15 protein-coding genes are annotated in these 19,548 nt (G+C 73.3%); 2 read left to right on the forward strand and 13 right to left on the reverse strand.

All coding sequences use genetic code 11. The features are described 5' to 3' along the window. Window positions 1–3 precede the first annotated feature (3 nt). The 4 genes from H283_RS0108030 to H283_RS24430 form a co-directional block, all read right to left on the reverse strand. Window positions 4–1,797: a GerMN domain-containing protein gene (locus H283_RS0108030; RefSeq protein ID WP_020143002.1), complete on the reverse strand. Its 1,794-nt coding sequence runs from the start codon at window positions 1,795–1,797 to the stop codon at window positions 4–6. Next, window positions 1,794–3,548, reverse strand: coding sequence for an MtrAB system histidine kinase MtrB (gene mtrB / locus H283_RS28370; protein ID WP_156023048.1), 1,755 nt, complete (start codon window positions 3,546–3,548; stop codon window positions 1,794–1,796). The genes H283_RS0108030 and mtrB overlap by 4 nt, the downstream gene beginning before the upstream one ends. 1 nt (window position 3,549) lies before the next feature. Next, the gene (mtrA, locus tag H283_RS0108040; protein WP_020143004.1) at window positions 3,550–4,227 is read right to left on the reverse strand and encodes an MtrAB system response regulator MtrA; all 678 of its coding nucleotides are present in this window, start codon (window positions 4,225–4,227) and stop codon (window positions 3,550–3,552) included. 231 nt (window positions 4,228–4,458) lie between these two features. Beyond that, window positions 4,459–5,004, reverse strand: a complete 546-nt coding sequence (locus H283_RS24430) for a hypothetical protein (RefSeq protein ID WP_043648584.1) — start codon at window positions 5,002–5,004, stop codon at window positions 4,459–4,461. 168 nt (window positions 5,005–5,172) lie between these two features. Between H283_RS24430 and H283_RS0108055 the strand changes: the two genes are divergently transcribed. Further along, window positions 5,173–6,711: a hypothetical protein gene (locus H283_RS0108055; protein WP_020143007.1), complete on the forward strand. Its 1,539-nt coding sequence runs from the start codon at window positions 5,173–5,175 to the stop codon at window positions 6,709–6,711. A gap of 106 nt (window positions 6,712–6,817) precedes the next feature. Here H283_RS0108055 and ahcY read toward each other — a convergent pair whose 3' ends face one another. The 7 genes from ahcY to H283_RS0108090 form a co-directional block, all read right to left on the reverse strand. Further along, on the reverse strand, window positions 6,818–8,254 hold the full coding sequence (gene ahcY / locus H283_RS0108060) for an adenosylhomocysteinase (RefSeq protein WP_020143008.1): 1,437 nt from the start codon (window positions 8,252–8,254) through the stop codon (window positions 6,818–6,820). A 187-nt stretch (window positions 8,255–8,441) separates the two neighbouring features. Beyond that, on the reverse strand, window positions 8,442–9,383 hold the full coding sequence (locus H283_RS0108065; protein ID WP_020143009.1) for a DUF808 domain-containing protein: 942 nt from the start codon (window positions 9,381–9,383) through the stop codon (window positions 8,442–8,444). A 42-nt stretch (window positions 9,384–9,425) separates the two neighbouring features. After that, a complete protein-coding gene (locus tag H283_RS0108070; RefSeq protein ID WP_020143010.1) occupies window positions 9,426–10,817 on the reverse strand; it encodes a mycothione reductase in 1,392 nt (463 codons plus the stop codon). Between the two features lie 94 nt (window positions 10,818–10,911). Further along, window positions 10,912–12,060 (reverse strand): SIS domain-containing protein, encoded by a 1,149-nt coding sequence (locus H283_RS0108075; RefSeq protein WP_020143011.1) that lies wholly within the window; start codon window positions 12,058–12,060, stop codon window positions 10,912–10,914. A 5-nt stretch (window positions 12,061–12,065) separates the two neighbouring features. Next, window positions 12,066–12,320, reverse strand: a complete 255-nt coding sequence (locus tag H283_RS0108080) for a Trm112 family protein (RefSeq protein WP_020143012.1) — start codon at window positions 12,318–12,320, stop codon at window positions 12,066–12,068. Further along, on the reverse strand, window positions 12,317–13,807 hold the full coding sequence (locus tag H283_RS0108085) for a phosphomannomutase/phosphoglucomutase (RefSeq protein ID WP_020143013.1): 1,491 nt from the start codon (window positions 13,805–13,807) through the stop codon (window positions 12,317–12,319). The genes H283_RS0108080 and H283_RS0108085 overlap by 4 nt, the downstream gene beginning before the upstream one ends. Window positions 13,808–13,815: 8 nt before the next feature. Beyond that, window positions 13,816–14,208, reverse strand: coding sequence for a DUF3499 domain-containing protein (locus H283_RS0108090; protein WP_020143014.1), 393 nt, complete (start codon window positions 14,206–14,208; stop codon window positions 13,816–13,818). Window positions 14,209–14,435: 227 nt separating this feature from the next. Here H283_RS0108090 and H283_RS0108095 point away from each other — a divergent pair, with 227 nt between their 5' ends. Beyond that, the gene (locus tag H283_RS0108095) at window positions 14,436–14,771 is read left to right on the forward strand and encodes a metallopeptidase family protein (RefSeq protein WP_020143015.1); all 336 of its coding nucleotides are present in this window, start codon (window positions 14,436–14,438) and stop codon (window positions 14,769–14,771) included. A 31-nt stretch (window positions 14,772–14,802) separates the two neighbouring features. On the opposite strand, the gene H283_RS0108100 is transcribed toward H283_RS0108095, so the two are convergent. Beyond that, window positions 14,803–16,269 carry a DUF5719 family protein gene (locus tag H283_RS0108100; protein WP_020143016.1) on the reverse strand — a complete coding sequence of 489 codons (1,467 nt, stop codon included), beginning with the start codon at window positions 16,267–16,269 and terminating at the stop codon, window positions 14,803–14,805. Continuing rightward, complete coding sequence (locus tag H283_RS0108105) at window positions 16,266–19,535, reverse strand: glycosyltransferase family 2 protein (protein WP_369791895.1); 3,270 nt, start codon at window positions 19,533–19,535, stop codon at window positions 16,266–16,268. Before H283_RS0108105 ends, H283_RS0108100 begins: the two co-directional genes overlap by 4 nt. Window positions 19,536–19,548: the final 13 nt, after the last annotated feature.

Consider the following 19,548-nt stretch of genomic DNA (forward strand, 5'->3'; position numbering starts at 1 on the left):
CGCTCAGCCGCCGGGGACGAGGACGTCGCTGCCGCGCTCGATGAGGGGCCAGTTGGAGCCGGCCCTGGCGAGCACCCGGTTGTCGCTCGTGACGATGATGATGCCGCGCGGACCGCCGACGGTCGTGATGGTCACGGCTCCGGGGACGGCGCCGAGCCGCGCTGCGCCCGTCCGCGTGCCGTCGACACCGGCGCCGATCGTCGCGAGCCACGCGCGCATCGGATCACCCTTGCGCTCCTGCCCGAGGACGGCGTAGCCGACCGGGTCGAGCCAGGTGACGTCCTGGATCCGGGTCAGCGACTGGGCCTGGCGCAGCGGTTGCGCGAGCGCCTGCGGCTCACCGTTCGTCGCGCGGACGATGCCGCTGAGACCGAGCTGCTCGTCGCCTCCCGACCGGTCGGTGGTGACGATGAGCACGCGGGTCGCGTCCGCGGCGACGGCGATGGCCTTGACGCGGCGGTCCCCCAGCCACGGCGTGCTGATCGGCTTCGGGGCTGAGTCGGGGTCGCTCGAGACGGAGTCGAGCACGAACACGCGGTCGTCGCCCTGCTCGTCGCTGCCGGCGATCCACAGGTAGCCGTCGGCGTCGTAGACCGGTCGGATGAGCGACGTCGCGAAGGAGGCCACCGTCCTCGGCTGCTCGGTCGCACGCCAGATCGACAGGTCGCGCCCGTTGGCCGACACCGCCGCCACCTGCTTGCTGTCGACGGAGAGCGCCAGGCTGCGCCACGTGTCGGGGATGCGCGCGATGTCGCCGTCCTTGGGCTTGAGGTCGGGCCGCTTCGCGTCCTGGGTGTCGGGAACGTAGCGCGGGTCGAAGCGCCTCAGGGCATCGCCCGTGCGCAGCTGCGCCGTGTCGAGGAAGGTCTTGGGGACGACGTCGTAGCCGAGCTCGGCCGCGGACGACACCGTGGTCACACCGCCGGGCAGCTCGAGCTGGGTGCTGTCGACGGCGAGCGACACCGAGCTCACCGACGCGATCTGGCTCAGCGTCTTGCTCAGCTGGGCCCACATCGCGGCGCGACCGGCCGGGTCGGCCGACAGCGCCTCGCTGCTGAGGTTGACCTGGGCCCTGCCGTTCGTCACCGGGACGGCGTTGACGGCCAGACGGGTGCCCGCGGGGACCCCTGTGGAGACCGCACCCGCGAGGTGGCTGGGCACGGCGCTCAGCTGGGCGCGCGCCAGGGTCGTGGCCAGTCGGGACCCGATCGGGAACCACCTGGAGTCGGGCACGAGGTCGCGCCCGGTGCGCGTCACGTAGTGGACGACCCGGTTGACGTAGACGCGGTTGAACTGGTCGTTGTCGAGCCACAGGCCGAAGCCGGACTTGGGCAGCTCGACGCGCCACTCGCCGCCGACCTTGGTCAGCCCGAAGGTGACCTTCTCGCGGGTGCCCGGCGGCTGCTCCACGTATCGTCCGTCCGGCGTGAGCCGGGCCAGGGCGTCGGCGCTCACCTCGACGGTGTCGTCGCCGAGACGGCGCACCGTCAGGTCACCGTCGTAGACGACGACGTCCTCGCTCGACCACCGCCAGAGGTCGACCGACTGCGGCGTGAGGAACGCCTGACCCGTGGCATGGGTCTCGTCGGTGTCCTCGCCCGCCCGGAGGAACCCCCGGACGACGGCCTCCTGGCTCGCACCGTCGAACGGACCGACGGCCACGACGCGGACCGGCTCGTTGAGCACCTCGCCCAGCGCGCGCCCCTCGACGACCGGACCGGTGCTGGGGAGGCCGCCGCACGCCGCGAGGGCGGTGGAGGCTGCGAGCAGCAGCGCCGCGAGACCGCGGGCTCTCACGGTGCGCGCTCCACGACGATGCGTCGCAGACGCAGCGTGTCGTCATCGGCGGGGCCGCCGGCGTCCGAGGACCCGTCGCCGCTCCCGGGTTCCGTCGAGTCGTCTCCTCCGGCCGCGCGGGCCCTGGCGGCCTCCGCCGCGAGCGGGCTGAGCGGCAGGGGCGAGCTCGTGATGGTCGCGTCGGCCTGGCGCGGCAGGGTGAGTCGGAAGCACGACCCCTCTCCTCGTGCTCCCCAGGCCTCGAGACGGCCGGCGTGCAGCCGGGCGTCCTCGAGCGCGATGGCGAGGCCGAGGCCGGTGCCACCCGTCGTGCGGGCCCGGGCGGGGTCCGCACGCCAGAAACGGGTGAAGACGAGCGCTGCCTCGCCAGGCCGGAGCCCGACGCCGTGGTCGCGCACCGTCACGGCGACGGCGGAGTCGTTGGACCCGATCGTCACCTCGACGGGCTTGCCCTCCCCGTGCTCGATGGCGTTGGACACGAGGTTGCGCAGGATGCGCTCGATCCGGCGCGAGTCCATGTCGGCGACGACGGCGCTCGAGGGCGCGTTGACGACGAGCTGGGTCCCCTTGCGGGCGGCGAGGGTGCGGTGCGCGTCGACGGCCCGCTCGACGCAGGCACGCAGGTCGCTCGCCTCGACCTCGAGCACGGCTGCGCCGGCGTCGAACCGCGAGATCTCGAGCAGGTCGCTGAGCAGCGACTCGAAGCGGTCGAGCTCGCCGCGGAGCAGCTCTGCCGAGCGGGCGACCGTGGGCTCGAAGTCGTGCCTGGAGTCGTGGATGAGGTCACCGGCCATGCGGATCGTCGTGAGCGGCGTCCGCAGCTCGTGCGAGACGTCCGAGACGAAGCGCTGCTGCACGCGCGAGAGGTTCTCGAGCTGGGCGATCTGCTGCTGGATCGAGGCGGCCATCCCGTTGAAGGACGTGCCGAGTCGGGCGAGGTCGTCCTCGCCCTTGGCCTGCATGCGCTCGTTGAGGTTGCCCTCGGCGAAGCGCTCGGCGACGGAGGCGGCGCGACGCACCGGGTCGGCGACGAGACGCGTCACGACGAAGGCGATGGCACCGATGAGCAGGATGAGGGCGGCACCGCCGAAGAGGAAGGTCTGCCCGATGAAGCTGATGATCTCGCGCTCACGGTCCATCGGGTAGATGAAGTAGAGGCCGTAGTTGCCCGCCACCGGGAGCACGACCTTCTGGCCGACGATGACGGCGGAGATGCTGTCGTTGCCCTCCTCGATGGTCGCGACCTGGAGGTGCTGGCGGTCTGGCTGGGCCGCGACCTGCTGGCGCAGCTCGTCCGGGATGAACCGGACGCCGACGCTGCCGCTCTCGACCGTCCTGACGATGAACGGTGACGTGTTGTCGTCGAAGCGCGTCAGCACGACGTAGCGCGTCTCGTTGCCCGCGTCGCGCCGGTAGGTGTTGATGAGCGTCGTCGCGAACTGGGTCAGCTTCTCCTGCGTGTCAGTCTGGTCGGTCGAGTCGAACTGTCCCTGGGCGTCGGTGGCGTCACGCAGGCTGTCCTCCGACGCGATGCGCTGGCGGCTGTCGACGAGCCCCTGGGCGATCGAGCCGTAGAGGTAGGTGCCCACCGCGGTGAGCACGAGGATGCCGAGGAGCATCGTCACGACGACGACGCGGAAGCCGAGGGAGGCCCGCCAGAGGTGGAGCAGCCGGCGCCAGGCCCCGCGCAACGCCGCAACGGCCCGCGAGGCCAGCCCCGCGGGTCCACTCCGGGCCGCGCGCTCCGTCATGTCAGGACGGGCCGGCCTTGTAACCGACGCCACGGACGGTCACGACGATCTCGGGTCGCTCGGGGTCGTGCTCGATCTTGGAGCGCAGTCGCTGGACGTGGACGTTGACGAGGCGGGTGTCGCCCGCGTGGCGGTAGCCCCACACCTGCTCGAGGAGCACCTCGCGGGTGAAGACCTGCCAGGGCTTGCGCGCCAGTGCGACGAGCAGGTCGAACTCGAGCGGGGTCAGGGACAGCGACTCGCCGTCGCGCTTGACGGAGTGTCCGGCCACGTCGATCTCGAGATCGCCGATCGACAGCTTCTCTGGCGCGGGCTCGTCGCCGCGGCGCAGCCGGGCGCGGACGCGGGCGATGAGCTCCTGCGGCTTGAAGGGCTTGACGACATAGTCGTCGGCACCGGACTCGAGGCCCACGACGACGTCGACGGTGTCGGTGCGCGCGGTGAGCATGACGATGGGCACCCCGCTCTCGGCACGGATGCGGCGGCACACCTCCATGCCGTCGAGCCCCGGGAGCATGACGTCGAGCAGCACGAGGTCGGGCCGCGACTCACGGAACGCACCGACCGCCTCGGAACCGTCGGCCACGTGCGTGACCTCGAGCCCCTCGTTGCGCAGCACGATCCCGAGCATCTCGGCGAGTGCGAGGTCGTCGTCGACGACCAGTACCCGACCCTTCACGACACACTCCTTCCCGGGACCGCGGACCACGCGCCCCGTACGTCCTGACCAAATCATCACACACGCCTGACGACCTGCTGACCCATCCGAGTCGTGACGGGGGCCGTATGCCGTCCGCGCACCCTCCGCGGGCACGGCGCCGTGAGCGGGCCACGCGGCATACGGGCCGGGACGTGGCGAGGGGCCCCGACGGCGTCGGGACCCCTCGTGGAGCGGTGCGGCGTCAGGCCGTCAGCTCTGGGTGACGTACCACTTGCCGCCGATCTTGACGGCCTTGAAGCTCGAGACGACGTCGGCAGCCAGCGCCGGCTCGGTCGTCACGCTCTCGAAGGTGGCGTTGTTGCCGTTGACGGTGGCGCCGCTGATCTTCAGTCCCTGGAAGGCCGCCCCGAGCTCCTTGATCTGGTCGAGCATCGGCGTGATGGTCTTGCCGCAGGCCGCAGCGGCACCCGGGATGCTCGAGATGGCCTTGCCTCCCGTGGCCATGAGCGCACACACGGTGTTGCCGTCGCCGGCGACCATGGCGCCGAGCCACGAGGTCATCGCGGCCTCGGGCGTCGCCTGGTCGACGGGACCGGCCGTCGCGCTCGTCGTGGCCGTGCCGGTGGCGCCGGTGTCGTCGGTCGTGCCCGACGACATCGTGTCGGACGGCGTCGTCGCGCTCGAGGTCGAGGCGGCCGGAGCGGTCGGTGTCGCTCCCGGGTCGACGGACTTCGAGCAGGAGGCGAGCGAGACGGAGAGAGCCAGTGCGAGCGCACCGGTCAGGAGCTTCTTCATGGAGGGTCCCTGCCAGACGGGTGGTCGGTGAGTCCCCCGATCCTCCCACGGGAGGGCCGTCGGAGAGCGTCGAGGAGCTCGGCAGGAGCGGTGCGCGCGACCAGCGGCGGCGCGCGCCAATCCGCCCAAAAGCCCCCGTCCCGTCCGGTGAGCGGGGATGATCGCCCGGTGACGAGCGACACGAGGGGCACCACCCCGGCCGCCGAGCTGGCCCCGGACACCGGCCCGGTTCGACCGGTCGACCGGCCGGTCCAGGGGCCGGTCGACGGACGGCTCGATGGACCTGTCGACCGGGGGCCGGACCCGACACCGCGAGGCCGACGCGGCCCGCTGCCGCTCGGCGTGCGCCAGGCGCTGCCCGGCCTCGTCATCCTCGTCGCCGTCGTCCAGATCGCCCGTCCGATCGGCGACCCGGACACCTTCTGGCACCTCGCGGCCGGCGACCGGCTCCGCGAGACGTGGACGTTCAACGGGCCCGACCCGTGGAGCACCATGTCGACGCAGCCGTGGCGACTGCACGAGTGGCTGCCCGAGCTGCTCATGAGCGTCGTCCAGCAGTTCCTCGGGCTCCCGGGTGTGGCGTGGCTGCTCCCCCTCGGCGGGGCCGCCATCGGCCTCACCCTGTGGCGCGCGACCCGGCCGCGGGCCTCGCTCCTCGCCTCGGCCGCCGTCACGTCCGTCGCGCTCGTGGCGATGAGCCAGAGCCTGTCGCTGCGACCGCACCTGCTCTCCTTCGCCTTCGCCGTGGCCTTCACGGCGGCCTGGCTGCGCTCCGCCGCGGACGCCCGTCCGCGCTGGTGGCTCGTGCCCGTCACGTGGGTCTGGGCCTGCAGCCACGGGATGTGGTTCTTCGGCGTCGTCATCGGGGTCGTCGCGCTGCTCGGGATCGCGCTCGACCGTGCCGTGACCCGCCGACAGTGGCTGCGCCTCGCGCTCGTGCCGTTGGCCTCCCTCGCGGCCGCGGCCATCACGCCGACGGGCCCCGAGCTGCTCCTGTCGCCCTTCGCCGTCAACGAGACGACCCAGTTCATCGAGGAGTGGATGCCGCCGTCGCTCCGGCAGCCCGGTTTCCTCGCCTTCCTCGCCCTGGCCGGGGCCGTCGTCCTCGTCTGGGCCCGCGCCCGGCACCGCGCCCGGTGGACCGACATCCTCCTCGTCGGACTGGCGATCGGGCTGGCCCTGCTCTACAGCCGGACCGTCGCCGTCGGCGCCGCCGTCATCGCCCCGGTCGCCGCGGCGACGATCCAGGGCCTGCTCCCGCCGGACCGCGAGCCGGTGACGCGGCGCGAGGTCGGCCTGACCCTCGGCCTCGCGGCGCTCGGGCTGCTCGTCGCGGCCCTGGTCCTGCCGACCCGGGCCGCTGTCCCGACGTGGGGCGCCAACGACCTCGACCCGCCCCTGTCCGCGCTGCCCCGGGGCACCGTCGTGTGCAACGACTACGGGGTCGGCGGCTGGCTCATCTGGCGCCACCCGAACGTGCGACCCACCATCGACGGGCGCGTCGAGGTCTACGCGACCGGGCACGTCAAGGAGCACATCGACTTCGAGCGAGCAGCCCCGGGCTGGCAGGCCTACGTGCGCCGGACGGGCTGCAGGTACGCCCTGCTCACGAAGGGGCAGCCGGTCGTCGAGGCTCTGACGGAGCAGGCGCGGTGGACCGTCGTGCAGCGCGGCTCGGAGTACGTCCTGCTCCGCGCTCCGCGCTGACCGGCCGTAGTCCCCACCCCGGACACACGGATGCCGCCCACCTCGTGAGGTGGGCGGCATCCGTACGCCGTCACGTACCGCCCCGGTGCGGGGCGGTCCGGGGGGCTCAGTAGCGGTAGTGCTCCGGCTTGTACGGGCCGGCCACGTCGACGCCGAGGTACTCGGCCTGGCCCTTGGTCAGCTCGGTGAGCCGGACGCCGAGGGCGTCGAGGTGCAGGCGCGCGACCTTCTCGTCGAGGTGCTTCGGCAGGGTGTAGACCTGCTTGGCGTAGTCGCCGGTCTTCGTGAAGAGCTCGATCTGGGCGATCGTCTGGTTGGAGAAGCTGTTGCTCATGACGAAGCTCGGGTGGCCCGTGGCGTTGCCGAGGTTCATCAGGCGGCCCTCGGAGAGCACGATGATCGAGCTGCCCGAGGTGAAGGTCCACTCGTGGACCTGCGGCTTGATCTCGGTCTTCTGGATGCCGGGGACGCGAGCGAGGCCGGCCATGTCGATCTCGTTGTCGAAGTGGCCGATGTTGGCCACGATCGCCTTGTTCTTCATCTTCGTCATGTGGTCGGCCGTGATGACGTCGTAGCAGCCGGTCGTCGTGATGAAGATGTCGGCGGACTCGACGACGTCCTCGAGGCGGGCGACCTGGAAGCCCTCCATGGCGGCCTGCAGGGCGCAGATCGGGTCGATCTCGGTGACGATGACGCGAGCGCCCTGGCCACGGAGCGACTCGGCGCAGCCCTTGCCCACGTCGCCGAAGCCGGCGACGACGGCGACCTTGCCACCGATGAGGACGTCGGTGGCGCGGTTGAGGCCGTCGATGAGCGAGTGGCGGCAGCCGTAGGTGTTGTCGAACTTGCTCTTGGTCACCGCGTCGTTGACGTTGATGGCCGGGAAGAGCAGCTCGCCGGCCTCGGCCAGCTGGTAGAGGCGGTGGACACCGGTGGTGGTCTCCTCGGTGACGCCCTTGATGCCGGCGGCGACCGTCGTCCACTTCTGCGGGTCGGTGGCCAGGGTCTGGCGCACCAGCTCCTTGAAGACGCCGAACTCCTCGGAGTCCTCCTCGGTGGTGGGCGGCACCTGGCCGGCCTTCTCCCACTCGCGGCCCTTGTGCACGAGCATCGTCGCGTCGCCGCCGTCGTCGAGGATCATGTTCGGACCCTCACCGCCGGGCCACGTGAGGATCTGGTCGGTGCACCACCAGTACTCGGGGAGCGTCTCGCCCTTCCAGGCGAAGACGGGGACGCCCTGGAGGTCGTCCGCGCTGCCCTGCGGGCCCACGACGACGGCCGCGGCGGCCTCGTCCTGCGTCGAGTAGATGTTGCAGGAGGCCCAGCGGACCTCCGCGCCGAGCGCGGTGAGCGTCTCGATGAGCACGGCCGTCTGGACGGTCATGTGGAGCGAGCCGGCGATGCGGGCACCCTTGAGGGGCTGGGCCTCGGCGTACTCCTCGCGGATCGCCATGAGGCCGGGCATCTCGTGCTCGGCGAGTCGGAGCTGGTGTCGGCCGGCCTCGGCGAGGCTCAGGTCGGCAACCTTGTAGTCGAAGGACATGAGTGATCGTTTCCTTTGATCGTCGGTCTGCAGACCCGGCGCGCCCCTCTGGGCTCATCTGGCGGGTCATCACCCACGCCGGCAGTCGCCCAGTCTAGCCGCGCGCCCCCTCGGCCTCGAATCACGTGTCGAGGGTGCCCGACCCAGCCGTCCGCCTCGGCGGGTGCAGCTGCGTCGCGGGGACGTGTCAGTGCGAGGGCGCGGGCTCGTCGTGCTTGCGGCGGCGTGGGATGACGTGCAGGACGGCGACGACGAGGGCGCCGACGACGAGGCCGATGAGGGCCGAGGCGAGCGTGTTGACGACCCAGGCGAGGAAGCCGCCGATGCCGGCCACCCCGGACACCCCCTCCTCGAGGTGGTGGACGAGGTCGTAGAGCGTTTGCCAGCCGAGCTCGTCGACGCCGACGAGCAGGATGTGGCCACCGACCCAGAGCATCGCCGCGATGCCGACGGTCGAGAGCACCGAGAGCAGCTTGGGCATGCCCTTGACGAGGCCGCGGCCGATGCGCTGCGAGGCACCCGACTCGCGCCCGGCGAGGTGCAGGCCGACGTCGTCCATCTTGACGATGAGGCCGACGACGCCGTAGACGAGCGCCGTGATGAGCAGCGCCACGATGACGAGGATGATGAGGCGCGAGACGAACGGCTCGGTGTCGACCTCGTTGAGGGCGATGACCATGATCTCGGCCGACAGGATGAAGTCGGTGCGGATCGCGCCGGAGACCACGGCCTTCTCGTCGACCTCGCCGACCTCGGCCTCCTCCTCCTCGTGGCCCGAGACGATCTCCCAGACCTTCTCGGCGCCCTCGTAGGCGAGGTAGGCGCCGCCGACCATGAGGATCGGCGTCAGCAGCCAGGGCAGGAACTGGCTCAGCACCATGATGACCGGCAGGATGACGAGGAGCTTGTTGCGCAGCGAGCCGAGCGCGATCCGCTTGATGATCGGCAGCTCACGCTCGGGTGCCAGGCCCTGCACGTAGCGGGGGGTCACGGCCGTGTCGTCGACGACGACGCCGGTGGCCTTGACGCTGGCCTTCGCCGCCGCGGCGCCCACGTCGTCGACGGAGGCCGCCGCGAGCTTCACGAGTGCCGCGATGTCGTCGAGGAGCGCTACGAGTCCGCCTGCCATGGCGTCATCCTAGGGTGGTCTGGGAGCCCGCTGGGAACGCGCTCAGGCCGGGTCGTCGAGCTTCAGCCCGAGCAGCGCGTTCTCGACGACCTCCGCGAGAGCCGGGTGGATCCAGTACTGCCCGCGGGCGAGGTCGTGGACGGTCGTGCCGAACGCCATCCCCTGCACGAGCGGCTGGATGAGGGAGGTCGCCTGGGGACCCATGAGGTGGGCTCCGAGGAGGAGACCCGTCGTGGGGTCGGCCACGAGCTTGCAGATGCCCGTCGTGTCCTCCATGGCCCAGCCGTATGCCGTGTCGCCGTAGGCCTGGACGTACGCCGTGTGCGCGCGGCCCTGCTCGACGCACTCCTGCTCGGTCAGGCCGACCGTGGCGATCTGCGGGTGGCTGAAGACGCCGGACGGCACGTTCTCGTGCGGCAGGACGCGCAGGTCGTCGGGGTGCACGAGGTTGTGCGCGACGGTCCGGGCCTCGGCGTTCGCCAGGTGCTTGAGCTGGTGCGGCGCGCTGATGTCGCCGAGGGCCCAGACACCCGGGGCGCTCGTCCGACCGTACGAGTCGACCTCGACGCGTCCGTCGTCGAGCAGCCGCAGGCCCCCCGCCTCGACGCCGAGGCCCCCGCTGTTGGGCACGCGGCCGGTCGCGACGAGCAGCAGGTCCGCGTCGACGGCGGTGTCGTCGTCGAGGCGCAGGCGCACGCCCGCTCCCCCGGCGCCGGTCTCGACGGCCGTGACCGTCGTCTCGGTGCGCACGTCCCACTGCTCGCGGGCCAGGTCGGTGAAACGCTGCGCGACGTCGGTGTCGAGATGGCGCAGCAGCAGCGACGACCGCGCCACGACCGTCACGTGCACGCCGAACGAGGCGAAGACGTGGGCCATCTCGGCCGCGATGAAACCGCCCCCGATGATCGCGAGCCGCTCGGGCAGCGCGTCGATGCGCATGATCGTGTCGGAGGTGTGGAACGGCACGCCCGACTCGATGACGACGTCGGGCACGAGCGGGTGGGCGCCGGCGGCCACGACCACCTGGTCGGCCGTCAGCGTCTCCTCGCGGCCGTCGCCGAGGTCGACCGTGAGCCTCCGGTCACCGGTGAAGCGCGCGTGCCCGAGGTAGGCCGTCGTGTTGGGACCCTCGACGCGGTAGCGCCGGCCACCGTCCGAGATGGGGTCGATGCGCCCGAAGACGCGGTCGCGGACGTCGGCCCAGCGCACACCGTCGAGCGTGGCGTCGACGCCGTAGCGGCCGGCCTCGCGCACGTCGCGCGCGAGGTCCGCGGCGTAGACGAACATCTTCGTCGGGATGCAGCCGACGTTGAGGCAGGTGCCGCCGAACGTCCCGCCCTCGATGATCGCGACGCGCTTGTCGTCGAAGTCGGGGGTCACGAGCGAGTTGCCCGAGCCGCTGCCGATGATGGCCAGGTCGTAGTGCTCCGTCACCGTGGCAGCCTACGTGGGAGACCCGACCGACCCCGGACGGCATCCGTCTGCGCGCGGTCGGCACACGGCATACGGCCCCTTTGGTGGCGGGCGGTCAGGTGTCGCGCGCGCCGCGGAGCAGGCGCACGTGGGGCGAGTTCGCGGGGTCGAAGCCGAAGCCGAGCGCGAGGTAGGTCGCGGCGAAGTCGGTCAGCGCGACGTGGTGCGCGAGGCGCAGCAGGGGGTCGGCTGCGGGGGCGTCGACGAGCGAGACGCGCACGCCGGCGTCCTCCGCCACGGACACGACGGTGTCGGCCAGACCGTGCCGCTCACCCGGGGAGGTGTCACGAAGCATGATGAGCCGCAGCGGCGGCCGCGTCGGGCCGTCGAGGAACGGGTCGGCGAAGATGTCGTCGCTACCACCGCCACCGGACTGGCCCGGCGCGAGGGGGCCGTCGAAGCACGCGACGATCTGGCTCGCGGCGTCCGGCAGGGCGCCGTGCGCGACGGGCACACGGCCCGTGCGGCCGAACATCGCGGCGGCCCGGCGGGCCGTGACGTCGCCGAAGGGTCCCTCGCCGAGGACGATGGGCGTCGACTCGGCCAGCTCGGTCGCGAGCACCTTGGCGGGGTTGACGAAGGACTCGGACGACGGTCGTGCGTCGGTGGCCGTGCGGTCGAGCACGTCGGCGAGCTCGGCGAGCGTCTCGTGGCTGACGGACGCGATGCCCATGGCGTCGGCGGCGAGCAACGCGGGAGTGGCCTGGGCCCACACCGACGTCCGCGAGGACGCCCCGCTGACCGCGATGGGGACGTGCACGCCGTGGGCCCGGGCACAGACGTCGGCCAGCGGCGAGTCGGCCGCCCCGACGGTGACGAGGAACGCGCCGCGCCGCGCCGCCTCGGCGGCCAGGGCGAGCGTGCCGGCCGCCCGGCCGGACTGGGACACGGCGATGACGACGTCGAGGGCCCCCACCCAGCCGGGCAGCGACCCCGACGAGCAGCTCTGGACCGGCAGGGCAGCCGCGCCGCGGGAGACGGCCTCGAAGAGGTCGGCCACGGCGACGGACCCGCCCGCGGCCGCGACGACGACCCCACGGGGCTCGACGTCACGGAGCCGGTCGAGACCGGCCTCGGCCGAGGCCGCGACCGTGCGCCGCACCTGGGCGCCCGCGCCGGCGAGCGCGCGCAGTGTGTCGCTGGAGTCGAGAGAGGCCAGGGCGCCCTCGTCGTCGAGGCGGGCTTCGTCGAACACGGCGCCCACGGGTCTCAGCCGTCGGTGCGGCGGGCGAGGTCGACGAGCAGGACGGGGACGCCGCCCTCGACGGGGTAGGCGAGGTGGCACGCGTCGCAGCGCAGCTCGGCGGTCGCGGTGGTCGCGGTGGTCGCGGCGGTCTCGGCCGTTGCGCTCGGGTCGGCGTGCTCACCCGCGGCGTGCACGGCGTCGACGAGCTCGCCCTTGCACTGCGGGCACCGGAGGATGCCGCGCAGCCACGGCTCGATCGTCTGCTGGCTCTGGCTCACGAAGCGTCTCCTGCGTCCTGGGCGGGGGTCGTGCCGGTCTCGTCGCCCGCGGTGGCACCCGACCGGATGAGGGCGAGCAGCTCGTCGCGCACGTCCTGCATCGTCTCACGGTCGGCGGCCTCGACGTTGAGCCTCAGGAGCGGCTCGGTGTTGGAGGCGCGCACGTTGAACCACCACATCGGGCCGTCGCCCTCGGGGCTCGTGACGGTGAGTCCGTCGAGCTCGTCGGTGCCGGAGCCGCGCACCTGGGCCCAGGCCCGCACCTGCTCGACGACGGCGGCCTGGTCGGTCACCGTCGAGTTGATCTCACCGGACGCGACGTAGCGCTCGTACTCGTCGCAGAGGTCGGACAGCGGGCCGTCCTGCTCCCCGAGCGCGGCGAGCACGTGCATGGCGGCGAGCATGCCGGTGTCGGCGTACCAGAAGTCGCGGAAGTAGTAGTGGGCCGAGTGCTCGCCGCCGAAGACGGCTCCGGCGCGGGCCATCTCGGCCTTGATGAACGAGTGGCCGACCCTGGTGCGCACGGGCGTCGCGTCGTGCTCGACGACGATCTCGCGCACCGCGGCGCTCGAGATGACGTTGTGCACGATGGACACCTCGGTGTCGCCACCCTCGCGGGCGCGGAGGATCTCGCGGACCGCGACGAGCCCCGTGACGGCGCTGGGCGAGACCGGCTCGCCGTCGGCGTCGACGACGAAGCAGCGGTCCGCGTCGCCGTCGAAGGCCAGGCCGATGTCGGCGCCGTGCTCGCGCACGGCGGCCTGCAGGTCGACGAGGTTGGCCGGGTCGAGCGGGTTGGCCTCGTGGTTCGGGAAGGTGCCGTCGAGCTCGAAGTAGAGCGGGACGATCTCGAGGGGCAGCTCGGGCAGGCCGGCGCCCGTGCCGAGCACCGCCGGCACGGTGTGGCCGCCCATGCCGTTGCCGGCGTCGACGACGACCTTGAGCGGGCGCGAGCCGGACAGGTCGACGAGGCCGCGCAGGAAGGCGGCGTAGTCGCCCAGCAGGTCGCGCGTCGTCACCGAGCCGGGGCCCCCGGCCGGGTGCGCGAGACCGGTGCCGCCGTCGAGCAGCCACTGGGCGAGGTCGCGGATCTCGGCGAGACCGGAGTCCTGGCCGACGGGGCGCGCCGCCGACCGGCACAGCTTGATGCCGTTGTACTGGGCCGGGTTGTGGCTCGCGGTGAACATGGCGCCCGGGAGGTCGAGCGCGCCGCTGGCGTAGTAGAGCCCGTCGGTCGAGCAGAGCCCGATGACGGTCACGTCGACACCGCGAGAGGTCACACCGGCGGCGAAGGCCGCGGAGAGCTCCGGCGAGCTCGGCCGCATGTCGTGGCCGATGACGACACCGCTGGCCCCGTCCGGGACGGCGACGACCTCGGCGAACGCGGCACCGATGGCGTGGGCCACGTCGGGCGAGAGCTGGTCGGGCACGATTCCACGTACGTCGTAGGCCTTGACGAAGTCTGCGAGGTGGGGCACGCCGAACACCCTAGTGGTCAGGAGTCCTTGAGGATGCGCAGGTGTCCGCGGCGGCCGGACTCGACGGCGCCGGACTCGGCCTCCGCGGTGGCCTGGCCCCGTGACGTCGTGCGGTTCTCTCCGGGGCGGCTCGTGCGCGGCCGGCCGGCCTCGCGCACGGCGTCGGCCAGGGCCAGGAGGTCGTCGGCGGCCAGGGCCGGCTCGGGGAAGTCGCCGCCCACGCGCACGACCTCCCACCCACGGGGAGCCGTCATGCGCTCGGCGTGCTCGAGGCACAGGTCGTACGTGTGCGGCTCGGCGTAGGTCGCGAGCGGCCCCACGACGACGGCACGGTCGGCGTAGGCGTACGTCAGGGTCGCGACGGCAGGACGGGCGCATCCCGTCTTCGAGCAACCACGTGTCAGACCCACGATCCGGGACTCTAGTCCGCCCTCCCGAAGAGGACGAATCACCACGCCGACCGAGCACGAGATCACCGAGGGCGTATGCCGCCGGGTGGCGTCCGTGCGTGTGGTGGCGGTCGATCTAGAGTGGAGACGTGGACACCGCCTCACCCCGCACGCCCGGGCGCCGTCGTCGGCGTGACCGGCACGGACGTGGCCGCCGGGGACCTCTGGCCTGGCCGCCGGTCCCCGCCATGACCTCGCGCCGCGACGAGTTCGACGACTTCGTCCTCGACGCCGCGGCCCGGCTCGAGGCGACGTGCGGGCGTGCTTTTCCCGCAGTGGAGTTCGCCGTCGAGGACGTGCCTCGAGGACCAGCCCCCTGGGACCACCGCGAGGTGCCGCTCGGCCGGCTCTACCCGGCGACGAGCGCACGTCCGGCGAGGATCGTCGTCTACCGCCGGCCGGTCGAGACGCGCGTCACCGACCGTCGAGACGTGGCCGCCCTCGTGGCCGACATCGTGACGGAGCAGGTCGCCGGGCTGCTCGGGGTCGCGCCCGAGGAGCTCGACCCCGGCTTCGGGGAGTGACCCTCCGCCACCGGGCCGGGCGGTGCCGTGGCTAGTTGCGCACCTGACGCACCGGCACCGACAGGGCCCGCACGGGCGCGTCGCTGAGCGAGGCCACCGAGAAGAACGGCACTCCCCCGTCGACCCCGGCCACGGAGACGGCGCCTCGCAGCGTCCCCTTCGTCGGCACCACCCAGACGCCCTTCGCGTCCTTGGCGTCGACGGCCACGGTCGAGTCGGCCGGCACGTCGACCGTCGACACCTGGGCGTCGGCACCGGAGCCGAGGCGCACCTGCGCCGTCGCGGGAGCCGAACCTGCTGTCAGGAGAAGGCGTTTCGTGGTGCCGTCGAGTCCGGGGAGCAGGACTCCGGCGATGCCCCGAAGGGGCGGGGTCGCGGGAGCCCAGGCGAAGTCGCCCATCTGGTCGCCGGTCGTCGCGCGGCGTTCGGTCCAGGCTGCCGCCACGAGGGGCTGGTCGGACCGGACACCCAGACCCAGCGCTGCCGGGTTGGACGGGATGGCCAGGTCGACCGTCGAGCCCGCCGGCACGCGTACGGCCCGGAGGTCCTCGGGCTGGACCGCCCCCTGGGCGGTGAGCAGTCGCACCTGGGCCAGGGCCTCGGTGCTGCCCGGGTTGGCCAGCCGTAGCCAGACCCCGCCGCCGGTCTCGACACCGGGCACGACGAGGTCGGTGCTCGGTGAGGCAGCGCGGGTGGAGTCGTCGATGCCGCGGCCGGTGGCGCCGAGGATCCACTGCTCGTCGAGGACGGCCGACACGACGCCGCCCGTGGCGGTGACGTGGACGACCGGACCGGCCTCGTCGGGCGCGAGGGCGTCGAGCGAGACGACCTCGCGCGAGAGCGGAGGGATGGAGATGCTGCGCGCTCCGGCGGCGTCGACGGGTCCGCCTCGGCCCAGCAGCTCGAGAGAGACGGACACGGCGTTCGCGCCGGGGTTGCTGACGATGACGCGCTCGGTCCGCGACGGGCCCCCGCCGCCGCCGACGAGCCAGACGTCGGACGACGGCAGCTGGCAGGGGGTCACGGCCAGGCCGCGGTCGTCGTCACCGCTGTGGCGCCACACCTGCGTGGCCACGAGCCCGGGGGCGAACGCGCCCCGCGCCCTCGCGATGACGACGTCGGGGGCCGCGATGCCGGCCCTGACCTCCGCGGCCCGCTCCGAGCTCTGGGCGAGGCCGGTGGACGACGAGCCTCCGAGCAGCGCCACGGTGCCGGAGCCGCCTGTCGGCGCACCCGCGACGACACCCTGGTCGGGAGTGGCCGCTGCGACGGTGACGGTGCCCTCGACGTCCCTCAGTCCCGTGGCTCCGAGGCGCTGCTGGCCCGGGCACACGAGGGAGGACTCGTCGAGCAGGACCGTGGAGGACTCGGGCAGGCCGGCCTGCTCGCCCGGGGTCGCGAGCTGCACGGAGCCGCTCACCCGGGTCGCCCCGACCGCGAGTCCCGCGGCGACGAGCGCCACGGCGCCCGCCCGGACCATTCCGGACACGTTCGTCATGTGCGCCTCCTCGAGCGTCGGTTGCCGAAGGGCACGGCCATGAACACCACGAAGCCGAGGAGCAGACCCTGGCCGAGGCGCCACCACGGCTGTGCTGCAGCGAGATCGATCTCGAGCTCTCCGGCGGTGGGTGGCACGGCATACGTGGGCTGCGCGGCCCCGGCCACCGGCCGGAGCTCTCGCCCGTCGAAGGTCACGAGCGCCTGCTGCGACCACTCGGCGGGCTCGGCCAGGACGACGAAGCGCGCAGCGGTCCCGGCGGGAAGCGTCGTGCCGACCGCGGCGTGCGGTCCCGACGTGGGCACGACACGCAGCAGCGCTCCGTCGGCATCGACGAGGCGGGCCCGCGACGGGGCGGTCGCAGAGACCCCACCATCGGCGACCGGCAGCGGCTGCACCTTCCAGAGGATGCCGCGCTCGCTCGTGCCGAGACGGCTCAGACCCTCCGAGGAGTCGAGGCGGCGGGCGAGGGCGGAGTCGGCCGTCGCCCGCACCTGCACGAAACCGACGCCGAGGCGCGCGAGGGCGGTGGAGTCGAGCGAGTCGGCCCCGCGGCCGCCCACGAGGTTGGCGACGGCGTCGACGAGCGGCGCGTCGTCGGCGTCGGGTGTGCGGTCGAGGTCACGCAGCAGCTCGCCCGGCTCCTGACCGGCGAGGACGAAGTCCACGACGTCGTCGGACGGGCGCAGGAGCAGCAGGCGGTTGCCGAGCGGGCCGCTGCCCTGCTCGATCGCGACGGCGGGGAGGGTCGCCTGCCCCACCGAGAGCGTGCGACCGATGCCCTGGACGCCCCAGGCGGCGGCCCCGGCCAGGACCGGGACGACGGCGAGCGTCGCGGCTGCGACGGCTGCCGCGAACCCCCAGCGACGGCCCGGACGGCTCAGTGACTCGAGCACGGGCCGGCTGCCCGCCAGCACCCCGACGAGCAGGCCGGCCAGCCAGAGCTGTACGCCGAGGCCCGCCCACAGGTGTGCCGTGGCGGACTGTCCGACCCCGGTCTCGGCCGAGCCGAGGACCACCGCCCCGGACCCGAGGGCGGCGGCGAGCCCGATCAGCGCGAGGAGTCCGCCGACGAGCAGACCGAGGGACTCGGCGCGGCTGCGTCCCCGCGTCGCGAACCCGAGGACCCCGAGCACGACGAGCGGCGCGCCGAGCCACACGACCCAGCTCGTCGCCCCCGGCTCGCCGAGGACGAGCGCGAGCACTCCCGACGGGCCGCGGTCGTCGGCGGTCGTGACGAGGCCCGGGCCCGAGAGGAGCAGCCGTGCGTCCTGGACGAACTGCGCCACCCACGGTCCGAGCAGCGCGGTGGGCACGACGAGCAGCACGAGAGCGCGGGCCCGGCGCAGGCCGGGACCGAGGACGAGGAGCAGCAGGGCCGCGACGACCGAGAGCGCGAGCAGCGGCGGGGCGAAGGCTCCGACCACCGCCGTCGCGAGCGCCGTGGCGAACGAGGCGGTGAAGGTGCCGTCGCGGCGGGCCGCGAGGCAGAAGCCGGCCAGGACGAAGGGCAGCAGGACGTGGACGACGGCCACGCCGACCCGACCCTGCGAGATGCCGGCCGCGGCGACGCCGGCCGTGCCCCAGGCCAGGGCACCCAGCGCCCGGGCGACCCGTGAGGACGTGACGACACGTCCGGCGAGGTAGGCCGACCACGTGGCGAGCACCGGCGCGAGGAAGAGCAGCCAGGCGATGGTCACGCCGGCGCTCGAGCGGCTCTCGGCGACGCCGGGGACCCGCTCGGCGAGCCAGGTCAGGGCGGAGAGCACGGCGAGGTGGGGGCCGGACTCGGCTCCGGTGCCGAGTCCCGCGCCGTGCCAGGCGTCGCGGAACGCGTGCCAGAGGCCGGAGGCGTCGGTCGACACGGGGCGCAGCTCGCCTCCGGCCACACCGGCGTTCGTGGGTGACAGCGCGCCGGCCCGGATGGTGTCGCGCCAGGCGGCCGTCGTCGCGACGAGCACCGCGAGGACGGCGAGGAACCCGGGGTGGGAGACGATGCGACGCGGCAGCGACGCCGGCAGGTGGTCGAGCGACTCGGAGTCGTCGGCGACCGGGCCGGTCTCGGTGGTGAGGGCCGCCTCGCGCCGGGCGCGACTGCGCTCGGGTGTGATGGCGTCCTGGATGTGGTCGATGGTGGTGCGGGCGGCCACGGCAGGTGCGACGAAGAGCGTGCCGAGGTGGTCGCGTCGCAACCGCTTGGTCCGGCGACCGCGCCAGCGGGCGCCGAAGGTCGCGAACGGGTGGAGCAGCGCGCTGACGTCGGTCAGCTCGCGCCAGGCCTGCCTCGGGCGCTTGGCCACGAGCAGCGTCACGGACGACACGAGGGCGGACAGCGCCATCCAGACGGCGAGGAACGGGGCGGCCAGCGGCGAGCAGCGGGCCAGCGTGACCTGTCGGGCGGCCCGGCGTCCACGGCGTTCGAGCTCACGAGGCCTGGGGACACCCGGTCGCTCACCGTCGATGCCGGCGGACGCGTCGCGCACGACCGCACCCGGGACGACGACGACGCGGTGGCCGGCGAGCTGGGCCCGCCAGCCGAAGTCGAGATCGGCTCCGTGCTCGACGAACGCGGGGTCGAAGCCACCGATGTCGTCGTAGGCGGAGCGTCGCACCAGCATGCCGCTCGTGCTCACCGCGAGGACGTCCGCGCGGTGGTCGTACTGGCCCTGGTCGGCCTCCCCGCGGGCGGGCGAGGCCAGACGGCGGCCCGTGCGGGTGATCTGGATGCCCATCTCGACGAGTCGTCGCGGGTCGTCCCAGGCGACGATCTTCGGGCCGGCCACCCCGACGGACTTCGAGCGGAGCCCGGCCTGGAGCAGCTGGGCGAGCGCGTTGGCGCGCGGCACGGTGTCGTCGTGGAGCACCCACACCCAGCTCGTGGACGCGTCGGCGCCGACGGGGAGCGCCGCGACCCCGGCGGCGATGGCGCGACCGATCGGCACGCGGCCGTCGAGACGCACGATCTCCACGGACGGGATCGCCCGGCGCACGCCGGAGTGGGCGCGCGCGATGGCGTTCGACGTGTCGCTGCTCGCGACGTCGACGATGACGAGCCGCGCTGGCGGCAGTGTCTGGGCGGCCAGGCCGTCGAGACACTGCGCCAGCCACGCAGCTCCGTTGTGCACGACGACGATCGCGTCGACCGTTCCGTTCGGTCGCTGCCCGGTGGAGGGAGGGGCGGACAACGACACGGACGACGCACGCCCCGCGCCAGCGGGGGTGCTCAGGTCTTCGGTGAGCTCGTCGGGCACAGCGGCTACCTGCACCCGGACACCAGCG

Source organism: Terracoccus sp. 273MFTsu3.1 (genome assembly GCF_000383675.1).
Classification (GTDB): domain Bacteria; phylum Actinomycetota; class Actinomycetes; order Actinomycetales; family Dermatophilaceae; genus Terrabacter.